We start from the raw sequence: 13,082 nt of genomic DNA on the forward strand, positions 1-13,082 counted from the left end.
TCTTCTGGATCCTGCGGAACTTGAGGGTGTGGAGGGTCAGTGGCGGGTGTGCGGCGCCCAGCCGTCGATGCCCTCCAGGTAGGCGGTGACGGTGTGGGAGCGCGCGTCCCGGTCGCTCATCTGTGGACGGTCGGCGGTGACCGTCGCGCCCGGGCCGTAGTTGCGGTGTTCGGTGAACCGTGCGTCCTTCCACGAGAACCCGCTCATATCGGTCCACGGCGAGGACTTGACCGCGGCGGGCAGCCGGGTGTCCCTAATCAGCACCTGGGCGACCGCGTCCGGCTCACCGCCCGGGTGCCAGGGCCGGCCGAGGTGGTAGGTCCCGGCGGGGGCGTCGCTGACGATCTTCGACCTGGTGATCAGGAACCCGTACGGGTTGCCCTTCCACGTCGACGCCGCCGTGATGTAGCCGTTGTTCGAGTCGGAGCCGCGGCTCAGCGCCCGGATGACCGACCGCTCGATCACCGTCGTGGCCCGTCCGTAGACGAAGTCGACGTCGCCCTCGATGTAGGAGTCGCGGACGTAGACCCGGCTGACGGTGGTCAGCTTGGGGCTGTCGGTCATCAGGGTGTCCTGGTTGCCCAGGAACGCGGTGTCCTCGAAGACGATCCGGTCGCCGGTCGTCTTCATCGCCAGGGCCTGCTCGCCCTTCAGCTCGTGCGCGGCCTCGTCGAAGTCGTTGCTGAAGGTGAGGTTGCGTGCGGTGACGTCGTTCGCGGCGATCCGGACGGTGGCGCTGCCCGTCGACCCCCCGTACTCGGCGGGCGTGTCGAAGACGATGACGGTGTCGGAGCGGTCGCGTCCGGTCCCCCGCAGCAGGATGTTCGGCTTGCTCGCGGGGATGAACACCTTCTCGCGGTAGGTGCCCGGCGCGACGGCGATGGTGATCGGGGTGTCGTTGCCCTCGGGGACGGCGTCCACGGCGGCCTGCACGGTCGGGTGGTCGCCCGGGACGTGCAGGGTGACCGGCCCGCCGATCCGCTGCTGCGGCCCGGAGAACCGCTTCACCAGCGCGGGCACCGCCGCGGCCGGGTCGAGCCGGTAGGCGTAGAACTCCCGCGGGTCGAACGCCGTGCCCCACGCGTCGTGCCGGCCCGTCGTGTTGCGCAGGATCGACCCGCGCTGCACCAGCTCCGCCGTCGCGTCGGCCTGGTACGGGTGCTGGACGCCGTCGTAGAAGCTGTTCTCGATGACCATCTTCGTCCTGCCGCGCGACCAGTTGCCGTACGTCCAGACCGGGTCGCCGTCGGACAGCTGCGCGGACAGGTAGTTGTTGTAGAGGTGCGCGTAGGCGCAGTTGTCGGCGGACGGGTTGCGCTGCTTGGTGGCGCGGAACCAGTTGTGGTCGACGGTGATCTGCGTCGTGACGTTCGGGGTCCAGCCGATGCCGAAGGTCTTGTTGTTGTCGGTGAACTGGTTGTAGGAGACGGTGACGTACTCGCTGTCCTTGCGGATGTCGAGCTGCCCGTCGCAGATCCGCGAGAACCGTATGTGGTCGATCCACACGTGGTGGGCGGTGTCCAGGCGGATGCCGTCGTAGTCGGTGTCTTTGCAGTCCCAGTTGCCGTCGATGGCCGTGTCGCGGATGGTCAGGTTGCGGATGACGACGTTGTGCGTGCCGGGGTCGAGGGTGAAGCCGCCGTGCACGATCTCGGCGGTGTCGCTCACGCCGATGATGGTCTTGTCCGAGGCGACGGCTATCTCCCTGCCGAAGGGCTCCATCTCCAAGGCGCCCTTGACGCGGATGACGTACGGCTCCTCGGCCGCCGCGTACTTCGCGAGTGCGGCCTGGTCGGTGACGGTGACGACCTTGCCGCCCGCCCCGCCGGTGGTGCCGCCGGCGAGGGAGGCGAAACCGTGCGGCCGGTCGGTCCAGCGGTCCGCCGCGGGCCCGGGTTTCGCCGGGGTCCCGGGTTTCGCCGGGGGCGCCGCGTGGGCGTCCCCCATCGCCCCGAGGCCCAGCGCGGCGACGAGGCCGAGCACGGCGGCGAGGGCCGTGCGCGGCCGACCCGGTCTCGACAAGCGCTTGCTACGGCGGAAGTGCGTCATTGCGGCTCCCAACAGGCTGACGACAGGGGTGTGTTACGAGGCGCTGATCCGGAAGCGGGTGAAGGCCGCCGCTCCGGCGTGCCCCTGGCCGGCGGGCGCGAGGGCGAACAGGCCGAGCAGGGCGCCGACCCAGCGCCACGGGGTGGCGGCGAAGACGGGACCGGACGGCCGGAAGCCGTCGCCGACGTCGGCGGAGAAGCGGCAGCGCGCCCCCGCGCCGATCTCGATCCGCAGCCGGGCCCGGCCCTCGGGGGCGAGCCGGGGGTGGGCGGCGTCGCGTTCCCCCTCCGCCACGGCCTCGGCGAACCGGTGCACGAGGTGGACCGTGCCGTCCGTGCCGCGCTGGAGTCCGATCCAGCCGAACGCGTCCCCGAGGACCGCGAGTCCGGCCCGGGCCCCGGGCTCGTCGCTGTCGAGGCGCAGCTCCACTTCGGCGGTACAGGGTGCGCCGGGCAGCCGCTGGGTCAGCACATGGGGCAGTTTTCGCAGGTCGCGAGCGTTCTGCGAGCGTACGCAGGTCAGCCGCAGTCCGTCTCCGGAGTGCTGGGTGGCCCAGCCGTCGCCCGGGTTGGCCGTCCACTGCCACTGCCGGCCGTATCGTCCGCCGGGGAAGTCGTCGTCGGCGGCGGGCGCGGCGGGCGGTTGCGGCGGCAGGTCGGGGCGTCGGTGTCCGGCGACGGGCGCACCGTCGTCCCCGAGCACCGGCCATTCGTCCGGGCCCCAGCTCATGGGCTGGAGGTGGACGACCCGGCCGTAGGCGCCGCGCTGCTGGAAGTGCAGGAACCAGTCCTCGCCGGACGGAGTACGCACCCAGGCTCCCTGGTGGGGGCCGTTGACGTCGGTGTCCTTCTGCTCCAGGACGATCCGCTCCTCGTACGGCCCGAAGAAGCCGCGCGAGCGGAAGGCGCCCTGCCAGCCGGTCTCCACACCCCCGGCGGGGGCGAGGATCCAGAACCAGCCGCCGTGCCGGTGGAGCTTGGGGCCTTCGAGGGTGAACCAGCCGGGTATGCGGTCCCCGTCGACGATCACCTTGCCCTCGTCGAGGAGGCCGGTGCCGTCGGGGCGCATCCGGTGGCCGGTGAGGCGGTTCTTGACGCCGGAGCGGGACTTGGCCCAGGCGTGGACCAGGTAGGCCTCACCGGTCTCCTCGTCCCACAGGGGGCACGGGTCGATCAGGCCCTTGCCCGCCTTCAGCAGGTGCGGGCGGGTCCAGGGGCCGCGGACCGCCGGGGCGTTGACCTGGAAGATGCCCTGGTCGGGATCGCCCCAGAAGATCCAGAAGCGTTCGTCGTGATACCTGAGGGACGGGGCCCAGACGCCGCAGTCGTGTCGGGGCGCCGCGAACTCCTCGGCCGGTTCCAGGCGTTCCAGGGCGTGGCCGACCAGGGTCCAGTTGACGAGGTCCCGGGAGTGCAGCAGCGGCAGGCCGGGGACGCGGCCGAAGCTGGAGGCGGTCAGGTAGAAGTCGTCGCCGACGCGGACGACGTCCGGGTCGGACCAGTCGGCGTCGAGGACCGGGTTGCGGTAGGTCTCGGAGGTCACGGGCTCACCGCCTTGCGGACGAGGGACGCCGCGGCGTCGCGGTCGAGACGGCCGTCGGCGACGACGGTGACCACCCGGCGCACGACGGTCTCGCCCGGCGGGACCGGCACCCGTTCGTCGTACGCCAGGGAGGAGCCGACGCCCGGGTACTCCTCGGTGCGCACGAACCACGGGTCGCGGCGGGTCCGTTCGGTGGCGCCGGCGAAGACCAGCGTCCAAGTGGCGCCCCGCAGGGCGAGCCAGTCGGCGGGGTGGCCGTGGACCTTCTCCTCGCCGTCGGCGGCGGCCGTGAAGACCTCCGGCGCACAGGGCTCCTTGCGGGCCCGCCAGAAGAAGCCCCCGTAGGCGGCGCCCGGGCGCCCGTTGGTCGCGGGGCTGCCGATCGACAGCGGGTTCCCGGTGACGTTGGTGAGGGAGAACGTCAGGTCCAGCGCCCAGGCCCGGCCGGTGAGTTCGGTGGCCGCGACCGTCCGGCGTTCGCGCAGCAGCTCGCCGCCCGCGCTCACCCAGCGCAGCTCCTCCACGAAGCCGTCCGGGTCGCGCAGCTGGAAGGCGATGTGCCGCTGCGCGCCGTGGTTGTCGAGCTCGGTGGGGCCCTGGTCGCGGACGTAGGTGCGCCCGCCCCAGAAGTTGAACCCCTCGACGTCGGGAACGGCGACACCGACGCCGAGGTGGTGTGCGTGGTCGGCCGGGGCGAGTTCGGTCACGGCCGTGCCGGCCAGGGTGGTGACGGGGTGCAGATAGGGGCGCGGGGAGAGCCGGGCCGGCAGCTCGGGCCGGGTGACGTACCGGCCGACCGGCCGGCCCGCGACGCGCAGGACCGTGGTGTCGTTGCTGGTCATCGGGTGCTCACCTCGTTCGACGGGGGCGCCCAGGGGGCACCGAGCTCGGAGTAGAGGGAGAGGGTGTCGGCGGCGGCCGCGACGAGTCCGTCGATGCCCGGCACGACCCGGCGGTTCTCGCCGGGGACGTGGTGCCAGGCGGTGTCCGGCAGCGGTGCCGGGTCGGGAGCGGTCCGGATGGCTTCCACGACCTTCATGAAGGCGCCGGTCTCGTCCGGCGGGACGAGCAGGTCCACGCCGGTGGTGAGGTGGTCGACGAGGTTCTCCAGCAGGTCGGTGCGGCCGTGCTCGGACTCCTCCGGGCCGTGCCCCGCGCGCTGGAGCAGCACCCGGTCCTGCTTGTACCAGAAGGTGATCCGGCCGCTGCTGCCGTGCACCAGCACGTACGGCTCGTCCGCCTGTTCGGCGCACAGCGTCGCGGCGACGGTGACCTGGTGGCCCTGCGAGGTGGTGATCCGGACGCAGGAGGTGTCGTCGGACTCGATGGCGTTGGCGCGCAGCAGCTCGGTCTCGATGCCGGCGACGTCCTCGGCGCGGGTGCTGCCGCCCAGGGCGAGGGCGGTGGCGACGGCGTGGGCGAGGGGGTTGGTCAGTGCTCCGTCGATCACCTCGACGCCGTTCAGCCGCCGTTTGCCCGCCCAGGGCGCCCGCCGGAAGTAGTCCTCGTCGCGCACCCAGGCACCGGCGCCGCCGAGCCCGACGAGCTTGCCGATCGCGCCCTTCTCGATCAGCTCGCGGACGGCCGTCAGGGCGTGCGAGCCCAGCGACTGGAAGCCGATCTGGCAGACGACCCCGGCAGCGGCGACCCCGTCGGCCATCCGGCGGAACTCGGCGTAGGAGGGGGCGGGCGGCTTCTCCAGGAGGAGGTGCACCCCCCGTTCGGCCGCCGTGAGCGCGAGGTCGGTGTGGGTCGGGATCGGGGTGCAGATCACCGCGACCCGGGCGCCGGTGGCGTCCAGCAGGGCGCCGAAGTCGGCGGACTGCTCAGGAGTGCCCAGGTCGCCCAGTTCCTCCTCGGTCAGCGGTGTCAGCTCGCAGATCCCGACGAGCCGGACGATGCCCTTCTTCTGCAGGCGGCGGATGTTCTCGACGTGCCAGCGGCCGTGCCCACGGGCCCCGGCGAGGACGATGGGCAGGGGCGTGCTCGGGCGATCGCTCAGGGGTTCGCTCATGCGGTCGATCATGCGACCGGTCATGGGATCCTCCCCGCACCCGCGCCGCGGGCCACCGCTCGGTCGGCCTCCTCGGCGCTGTCGATCCGCCCGTGCAGGGTGGGCGTCCAGCCGACGTCGGCCGTCAGATCGCGCTCGCTGCCCGAGTTGTAGGCATTGTGGATGGCGAGCAGGTCGACCGGGAAGCCGTTGAAGAGCGTGCCGCTCTGGTGCAGGGCGCTGCCGTTCCAGCTCTTGACCAGGTCGGCGACTTCCACGTGGCCGGGCGCGTGGAAGGCGTTGTTCTCGGCGTGCATCCTCGACTCGGTGGAGACGCCGAGGGAGTAGCGGTAGTCGTCGCCGGTGACGTCGTAGCGGTTGTTGTACACGTGGACCTGGCCGAAGCGGACGCGTGGGGCGCGCTGGACGACGGACTCGAAGGCGTTGTGGTGCAGGGTGACGCGGAGCTTGCCGCGGTCGCCGGTGGCGGTGTCTCCGTTGCCGATGAGCATCGCCTTGTCGTGGCCGGCGAAGCGGCTCCAGGAGACGGTGACCAGGTCGGAGCCGTTGGTCATGTCCAGCAAGCCGTCGTGGCGCAGGTAGTTGCGGGCGAAGTGGGTGGGTTCCTTCGCGTCGGGATGGCCCTTGTCGCTCAGGGTCACGTGGTCCACCCACACATGGGTGGCGCCGGTCAGCCAGATGTTGTCGTAGGCCGTCTTCCAGTCGCCGAGGCCGCCGGCGTTGGGCTGCCAGGCGGGGAAGCAGTCGTAGGCGTCGCGCACGTCGAGGTTGCGGATGATCACGTTGTCCGCGTTCCTCACCGTCAGGCTCGCGCCCTTCAGGACGGCCGAGTCGCCGAGGCCGACGAGGGTGGTGTTCGAGCCGACGGGCAGCACGATCCGCTCGGCCTGCCGGGCGGCGGAGGCCTGGCGGGCCTCCTCCTGGGGGCCGCTGGGCTTGGCGGAGCCCCAGGTGCGGGGGTCGTAGGCGGCGAGGTATTTCTTCAGGGCGTAGCCGCCGGTGGCGTAGTCGGCGCAGTCCAGCCGGTCGCCGTCGTCGTCGGTGTTGGCGTCGATCGTCCCGGCGATTCTGATGATCTTCGGGGTGTCGCTGCCACCGTCGAGGGCCCGGACCAGTCCGGCCCGGTCGGTGACCGTGTACACGTGGTCGGTGTCGGCCGCCGCGCCTCCGGTGGTGCCCGCCCCCTCGGCGGCCCAGCCGTCGTTCGCGGGGAGGGTGTCGCGGCCGATGTCCCGGGCCTCGGCGTGCGCGGGCACGCAGAGCACCCCCAACAGCCCGGCCGCGACGGCCAGTTGCCTGCCCCTCATCCCTTCACCGCCCCCGCGCTGAACCCGGTGATCAGCCACTTCTGGATGAAGGCGAACACGATCACCACCGGCACGGCCGCGATGATGCCGCCCGCGGCGAGCGCGCCCAGGTCGACGCTGTCCGCGCTCATCAGGGAGTTGAGGCCGACGGGGATCGTCTGCTTGTCCTGGTTGTTCAGGAACATCAGGGCGAACAGGAAGTGGTTCCAGGAGTGGACGAAGGCGAACGAGCCGACGGCGATCAGACCGGGCCGCAGCAACGGCAGCACCACGATCCGAAAGGCCGTCATGCGGTTGCAGCCGTCCACCCAGGCCGCCTCCTCCAGGGAGTACGGCACGTTCTTGATGAAGTTGCTGATGAGGATCATCGACAGCGGCAGCTGGAAGACCGTCTCGGCGAGGATGACGCTGCCGAGCGAGTTGATCATCTGCAGTTCGGCGAAGATCTCGAACAGCGGCACCAGCAGGAGCGCGCCCGGCACGAACTGGGAGCAGAGCAGGGCCAGCATGAACGCCCGCTTGACCTTGAAGTCGAACCGCGCGAGGGCGTAACCGCCGGCCAGCGCGACGAGCGTCGTCATGAGCAGCGTGGCGACGCCGACGAGCACGCTGTTGCCGAAGTAGGTGCCGAAGCTGCGCTCCGTCCAGACCTTCTCGAAGTGGTCGAAGGTCATCGGCCAGGGCACGAGCGAGGTCGAGCCGGCCGGGCGCAGCGAGAAGAGCAGGATCCAGTAGAAGGGGACGAGGGTGAAGAGGAGGTAGATGCCCAGGGGCAGGTAGATCTGCCAGCGGGGCGCCTCGTCCCAGGCGCGGTGGCCCTTGGCGGGGCGGGGCGGTTCGGGGGTGGCGTGCACGGGGGCGGGCACGGCCTTGGTGGCTTCCTTGACGCTCACTTGCTCTCGCCTCCGAACTTGCTCAGCCGCAGGTAGACCATCGAGCAGAAGAGCAGGATCACGAACGCCACCGTGGTCAGGGCCGACGCGTAGCCGAAGTTGTGGGCGTCGACGGATGTGTTGGCGATGTACAGCGGCAGCGTGGTCGTCTCGCCCGCGGGGCCGCCGCCGGTCAGGGTGTAGAGCAGGTCGACGTTGTTGAACTCCCAGACCGCGCGCAGCAGCGTGGACAGGATGATGGCGTCCTTCAGGTGCGGCAGCGTGATGTGCCAGAACTGCTTGATGCGGCTGGCGCCGTCGACCTCGGCGGCCTCGTACAGGTCCTTCGAGACGGACTGGAGGTCGGCGAGGATGAGGATCGCGAAGAACGGCACCCCGCGCCACAGGTCGGCCACGACCGCCGCCGGGAACACCGTGGAGGTGTCCGACAGCCAGCTCGTGCCGTAGGAGCCGATGCCCATGTCGGCGAGGTAACGGGTGATGCCCGTCTGGGAGTTGTAGAGCAGCACCCAGATCGCGGAGGTCAGCACGCCGGAGACGGCCCACGGGGAGAAGACCAGGGCGCGTCCCAGGCCCCGGCCCACGAAGGTCTGGTTGACGATCAGGGCGAGCGCGAGACCGAACAGCAGCTGGAGTCCGACCTCGACGACGACCCACTTGGCGCTGAAGACCAGGGTGTCCCAGAAGACGGGATCCTTGGTGAAGGCGTGGACGAAGTTGTCGAAGCCCGCGTAGCCGTTGCGCCATGGCTTGGTGGGGTTGTAGTTCTGCAGGCTGTAGTAGAAGACGCTGATGACCGGGTAGGCGATGAAGCCCAGCATCAGCAGGGCGGCCGGTGCGATCAGCAGGTACGGGAGCCTGCGCGGCGTGGCGGAGGCCCGGCGCCGCCGGGGTGGCGCGGGCGGTTTCGCCACGGCTGCGGCTTGGGCCATGACTGTTCTCCGTTCTCAGTACGTCGTGGTACGTCGTGCATCGGTGCGTGCGCGGGAAGCGCTTTCTCCCCGGGCAGGGTCGTGCCGGGTCGTGCTGCGGAGCACGGTGGTGCCGTCGTGCGGTGGCGCTTGGCTCGTGCAGTGGCTCGTGCAGTGGCGCTTGGCTCGTGCGGTGGCTCAGCTCGCGTACGGGTCGGCGACCCGGCCCGGACGGGCGAGGAACCCGAAGTCGCAGCCGGTGTCGGCCTGCGTGATCTGCTCGTTGTAGAGCGCGCCGTAGCCGCGCTCGTACCGGGCGGGCGGCGGCGTCCAGTCGGCCCTGCGCCGCTCCAGCTCCTCGTCGTCGACGTTGAGTTGGAGGGTCCGGGCCTCGACGTCCAGGGTGATCGAGTCACCGCTGCGGACCAGGGCAAGCGGTCCGCCGACGTACGACTCGGGCGCGATGTGCAGGGCGCACGCGCCGTAGCTCGTGCCGCTCATCCGGGCGTCGGAGATCCGGACCATGTCCCGTACGCCCTGCCTCAGCAGGCGGTCGGGGATCGGCAGCATGCCGTACTCGGGCATGCCCGGGCCGCCCTTGGGGCCGGAGTTGCGCAGCACCAGGACGCTGTCCGCGGTGATCCCCAACTCCGGGTCGTTGATGGTGCGCTGCATGGTCTTGTAGTCGTCGAAGACGACCGCCGGGCCGGTGTGCTTGAGCAGGTGCGGCTCGGCGGCGATGTGCTTGATGACCGCGCCGTCGGGGCAGAGGTTGCCGCGCAGTACGGCGACCCCGCCCTCGGCGGCGACCGGGTTCTCGCGGGTGCGGATCACGTCGTCGTCGTGGACGACGGCGTCCCCGATCTGCACTCCCAGGGTTCCGTTGACGGTGGGCCGGTCCAGGTGCAGCAGGTCGGTGATCCGCGAGAGGAAGGCGGGCAGACCGCCGGCGAAGTGGAAGTCCTCCATGAGGTACGTCTGTCCGCCGGGCCGGACGTTGGCGAGCACCGGCACCGTGCGGGCGATGCGGTCGAAGTCGTCGAGGGTGAGCTCGACCCGGCAGCGCCCCGCCATCGCGATGAGGTGGATGACGGCGTTGGTGGAGCCGCCGAGCCCGAGCACCGTGGTGACGGCGTCCTCGAACGCCTCGCGGGTGAGGATCCGGGACGGCTTGAGCGCGGTCCAGGCGAGCTCCACGGCACGGCGCCCGGAGGCGGCGGCCATCCGCTCGTGCCCGGAGTCGACGGCGGGGATCGAGGAGGCGCCCGGCAGCGTCATGCCGAGGGCCTCCGCCGCCGCGGTCATGGTCGATGCGGTCCCCATGGTCATGCAGTGACCGGGCGACCGGGCCAGCCCGCCCTGCAAATCCCGCAGTTCACAGTCGGTCAGGTTGCCGGCGCGGTGCTCGTCCCAGTACTTCCACATGTCGGTGCCGGACCCGAGGGTCTCGCCGCGCCAGTGGCCCGGCAGCATCGGCCCCGCGGGCACGAAGAGGGACGGCACGTCGGCCGAGGCCGCGCCCATGAGCAGCGCGGGCGTCGACTTGTCGCAGCCGCCGAGCAGCACCGCCGCGTCGATCGGATACGACCGCAGCAGCTCCTCCGTCTCCATCGCGAGCAGGTTGCGGTAGAGCATCGGGGTCGGCTTCTGGTACGTCTCGGAGAGCGTGGCGACCGGGAACTCCAGCGGGAAGCCGCCGGCCTGCCACACCCCCCGCTTGACCGCCTCGGCCCGCTCACGCAGGTGGACGTGGCAGGGGTTGATGTCGGACCAGGTGTTCAGGACGGCGATCACCGGGCGGCCCCGGTACTCCTCCGCCTCGTAACCGAGCTGGCGCATCCGGGCGTTGTGCGACCAGGTGCGCAGCTGCCCCTCGACGCCGTACCACTGATGGCTCCTGAGCTCCTCGGGACGCAGCCTGCCGGTCATATCGACCACCCCGCGGCGATCGCGGCGACCTCGGCCCGCCCGTTCTCGGGCAGCGGCTTGCTCGGCGGGCGCACCTCGCGGCGGCACAGCCCGAGGGAGGCGAGGGCCTCCTTGACGACGGTGACGTTGTCGGCGGAGCCGTTGGCCGCGCGCAGTTCCTCGAAGCGGCGGATCTGCTCCCAGACCTTCATCGCGGCCCGGTAGTCCCCGGAGCGCAGCGCCTCGATCATGTTCAGCGAGACGGCCGGGGCGACGTTCACCAGCCCCGACGTGAAGCCGGTGGCACCGGCGGAGAAGTAGGAGGGGGCGTACGGCTCGGCGAGTCCCGCGACCCACACGAACCGTTCCAGACCCGCGTCCCGGGCGAACGCGGCGAACCTGGCCGCGTCGGGGACGGCGTACTTCACGCCGATGACGTTCGGGCAGCTGTCGGCGAGTTCGGCGAGCCGGGCGCCGGTGAGCTGCGCGTTGCGGATGTACGGCACGACGCCCAGCTCGGGCACGGCCTCGGCGACGGCACGGTGGTAGTCGACCCAGCCGGCCTGCGAGACGTAGGGGTGGACGGGCTGGTGGACCATCACCATCTGGGCGCCGAGCTCCCGGGCGTGCCGGGCGGAGGCTACTGCGGTCGGGATGTCGTGCCCGACGCCGACCAGGATCACTGCCCGCTCCCCGGCCTCGTCGATCGTCAGCTCGGTGACGAGCCGGCGCTCTTCGGGGGTCAGGGCGTAGAACTCGCCGGTGTTGCCGTTCGGGGTGAGGGTCGTGATGCCGCCGTCGAGCAGGCGGCGCAGCAGGGCCCGGTGGGTGTCCTGCGCGACGGAGCCGTCCTCGGCGAACGGGGTCACCGGGATCGCCACCACGTCGGCCAGGGCCGCCCGCTGGGTCTCGAACGCCACGCTGCTCATTCCTGACCTTCCTGTTCCAGTCCTGCCTGGGGGAAAGCGCGCTGCACGAAGGAGGCGATGTGGGCGTGCAGGGCACGCGCCGCGCCGTCGGCGTCACCGTCGAGCGCGAGCCGCAGGATCTCCCGGTGCTCGCCGGCCTCCCGCTCCCAGGAGGGGGAGGCGGCCCAGGCGACGGCAGAGACCAGGGCGGCCTGGTCGCGGACCTCGTCGAGCATCCGGCCGAGCAGCGGGTTGCCGCACGGCAGGTACAGGGCGCGGTGGAACTCCCGGTTGGCGAGGGAGCGTTCGGCGGTGTCGGTGGCGGCGTCGGCCCGGGTCAGCGCCTCGCGGGCGACGTCCAGGGAGGCGCCGCGCTGCACGGCGCGCCGCAGCGCCTCCGGCTCCAGCAGCAGCCGCACGTCGTAGACCTCGCGCGCCATGTCCGCGTCCACCAGGCGCACGGTGACGCCCTTGTACTGGCTCATCACGACCAGCCCGGTCCCGGCGAGGGTCTTGAGCGCCTCGCGCACCGGGGTCTTCGACACGCCGAACTGCGCGGCGAGTTCGGTCTCGACCAGCGCCTGTCCCGGCGTCAACTGCCCGGTGAGGATGCGGTGTTTGATCCCCTCCAGCACGTACTGCGTGCGGGAGGGGATCGGCGTGGGCACAGAGGTCATGCGCGCCTCTCGGATCTCGCGTCTCGGTGGATCGCGTATCGGATCTCGCGTATCGCGTCTCATATATGACGTACGAAGTACGACGCGATGACGGTAGGAGGGCGCGTGGGCTTCGTCAATGCTTTCGGCAAAGAAACAGCAATCGCTTTCTACGGCTGGGGCGCCCACTCCGGGTCCCGCCCGCTGAGCCCCACCGACCGGGCCAGCAAGGACGCCTCCGGCCCGACGGGGACGACGGGCCCGAAGATGGCCCCGCGGTCGGGGTCGTCGACGGACGCCGCGAGGAAGTCGTGGCAGACCCGGAGCGCGGCCGGGTCGGGCTCGTAGCGCTGACCGGTGGCACGGGCGAGGTCCCAGCCGTGGACGACCAGTTCGTCGGTGGCGACCAGGCCCGCGATCTCGCCGGGCAGGTCGACGCCCCCGGCCCGGGTCATGCCCGTCCTGGCGGCCGGGTCGCGCCAGGCCCCGGCCAGTTCGGCGAGGACCTTGGGCAGCTCCTCGCGCCAGCCGGGCGCGAGGTCCGGGAGCCCGGACTGGGGGTTGGTGTCGGTGGTGAGGCCCAGCTCCTTGCGGCCGGCGTCGCGGAAGGCGACGGCCAGCCCCGCCAGGTGGCCGAGCAGGTGGCGCACCTCGTACTCGGGGCAGGGTGTGGGGCCGGACAGCTGCTCGTCGGTGACGCCGGCGACCAGCCGCGCCAGCTCCTCCGCCTGGGGTCCGAGGTCGAGGGTCGTTCCGGTCGTGTCGGTCATGCGGGCTCCTCAGCAGTGTGGTCCTGGGAGGTAGACCGACGCCGGCCGCGGAACTCATCGCCGGCCCGCCCCGAGGGGTCACTTCCAGGGAACCTGCCCGATCCGCTCCCCCGGTCCTTAGCCC

At 71.5% G+C, this 13,082-nt stretch carries 11 protein-coding genes; all 11 read right to left on the minus strand.

Features of this window, described 5'->3' with window-relative positions; all coding sequences use genetic code 11:
• Window positions 1-36: 36 nt before the first annotated feature.
• The 11 genes from RFN52_RS09175 to RFN52_RS09225 all read right to left on the minus strand — a co-directional run bounded on the left by RFN52_RS09175 (window position 37) and on the right by RFN52_RS09225 (window position 12,958).
• Window positions 37-2,049 carry a pectinesterase family protein gene (locus RFN52_RS09175; protein WP_184844858.1) on the minus strand — a complete coding sequence of 671 codons (2,013 nt, stop codon included), beginning with the start codon at window positions 2,047-2,049 and terminating at the stop codon, window positions 37-39.
• A gap of 33 nt (window positions 2,050-2,082) precedes the next feature.
• A complete protein-coding gene (locus tag RFN52_RS09180; protein WP_184844861.1) occupies window positions 2,083-3,591 on the minus strand; it encodes a glycoside hydrolase family 43 protein in 1,509 nt (502 codons plus the stop codon).
• Window positions 3,588-4,433: a DUF6807 domain-containing protein gene (locus tag RFN52_RS09185; RefSeq protein WP_184844863.1), complete on the minus strand. Its 846-nt coding sequence runs from the start codon at window positions 4,431-4,433 to the stop codon at window positions 3,588-3,590. The genes RFN52_RS09180 and RFN52_RS09185 overlap by 4 nt, the downstream gene beginning before the upstream one ends.
• Window positions 4,430-5,629: a Gfo/Idh/MocA family protein gene (locus RFN52_RS09190; protein WP_184844866.1), complete on the minus strand. Its 1,200-nt coding sequence runs from the start codon at window positions 5,627-5,629 to the stop codon at window positions 4,430-4,432. The genes RFN52_RS09185 and RFN52_RS09190 overlap by 4 nt, the downstream gene beginning before the upstream one ends.
• On the minus strand, window positions 5,626-6,912 hold the full coding sequence (locus RFN52_RS09195; RefSeq protein WP_184844869.1) for a pectate lyase family protein: 1,287 nt from the start codon (window positions 6,910-6,912) through the stop codon (window positions 5,626-5,628). The genes RFN52_RS09190 and RFN52_RS09195 overlap by 4 nt, the downstream gene beginning before the upstream one ends.
• Window positions 6,909-7,805 (minus strand): carbohydrate ABC transporter permease, encoded by an 897-nt coding sequence (locus RFN52_RS09200; RefSeq protein WP_184844872.1) that lies wholly within the window; start codon window positions 7,803-7,805, stop codon window positions 6,909-6,911. The genes RFN52_RS09195 and RFN52_RS09200 overlap by 4 nt, the downstream gene beginning before the upstream one ends.
• Window positions 7,802-8,737: a carbohydrate ABC transporter permease gene (locus tag RFN52_RS09205; protein ID WP_033310841.1), complete on the minus strand. Its 936-nt coding sequence runs from the start codon at window positions 8,735-8,737 to the stop codon at window positions 7,802-7,804. The genes RFN52_RS09200 and RFN52_RS09205 overlap by 4 nt, the downstream gene beginning before the upstream one ends.
• Window positions 8,738-8,914: 177 nt before the next feature.
• On the minus strand, window positions 8,915-10,645 hold the full coding sequence (gene araD / locus RFN52_RS09210; RefSeq protein ID WP_184844876.1) for an L-arabinonate dehydratase: 1,731 nt from the start codon (window positions 10,643-10,645) through the stop codon (window positions 8,915-8,917).
• The gene (locus RFN52_RS09215; protein WP_184844879.1) at window positions 10,642-11,553 is read right to left on the minus strand and encodes a dihydrodipicolinate synthase family protein; all 912 of its coding nucleotides are present in this window, start codon (window positions 11,551-11,553) and stop codon (window positions 10,642-10,644) included. The genes araD and RFN52_RS09215 overlap by 4 nt, the downstream gene beginning before the upstream one ends.
• The gene (locus RFN52_RS09220; RefSeq protein WP_184844882.1) at window positions 11,550-12,209 is read right to left on the minus strand and encodes a GntR family transcriptional regulator; all 660 of its coding nucleotides are present in this window, start codon (window positions 12,207-12,209) and stop codon (window positions 11,550-11,552) included. The genes RFN52_RS09215 and RFN52_RS09220 overlap by 4 nt, the downstream gene beginning before the upstream one ends.
• Window positions 12,210-12,358: 149 nt before the next feature.
• The gene (locus RFN52_RS09225; RefSeq protein ID WP_184844885.1) at window positions 12,359-12,958 is read right to left on the minus strand and encodes a TIGR03086 family metal-binding protein; all 600 of its coding nucleotides are present in this window, start codon (window positions 12,956-12,958) and stop codon (window positions 12,359-12,361) included.
• Window positions 12,959-13,082 lie beyond the last annotated feature (124 nt).

This window comes from Streptomyces collinus, from assembly GCF_031348265.1.
In the GTDB taxonomy this organism is placed as follows: domain Bacteria; phylum Actinomycetota; class Actinomycetes; order Streptomycetales; family Streptomycetaceae; genus Streptomyces; species Streptomyces collinus.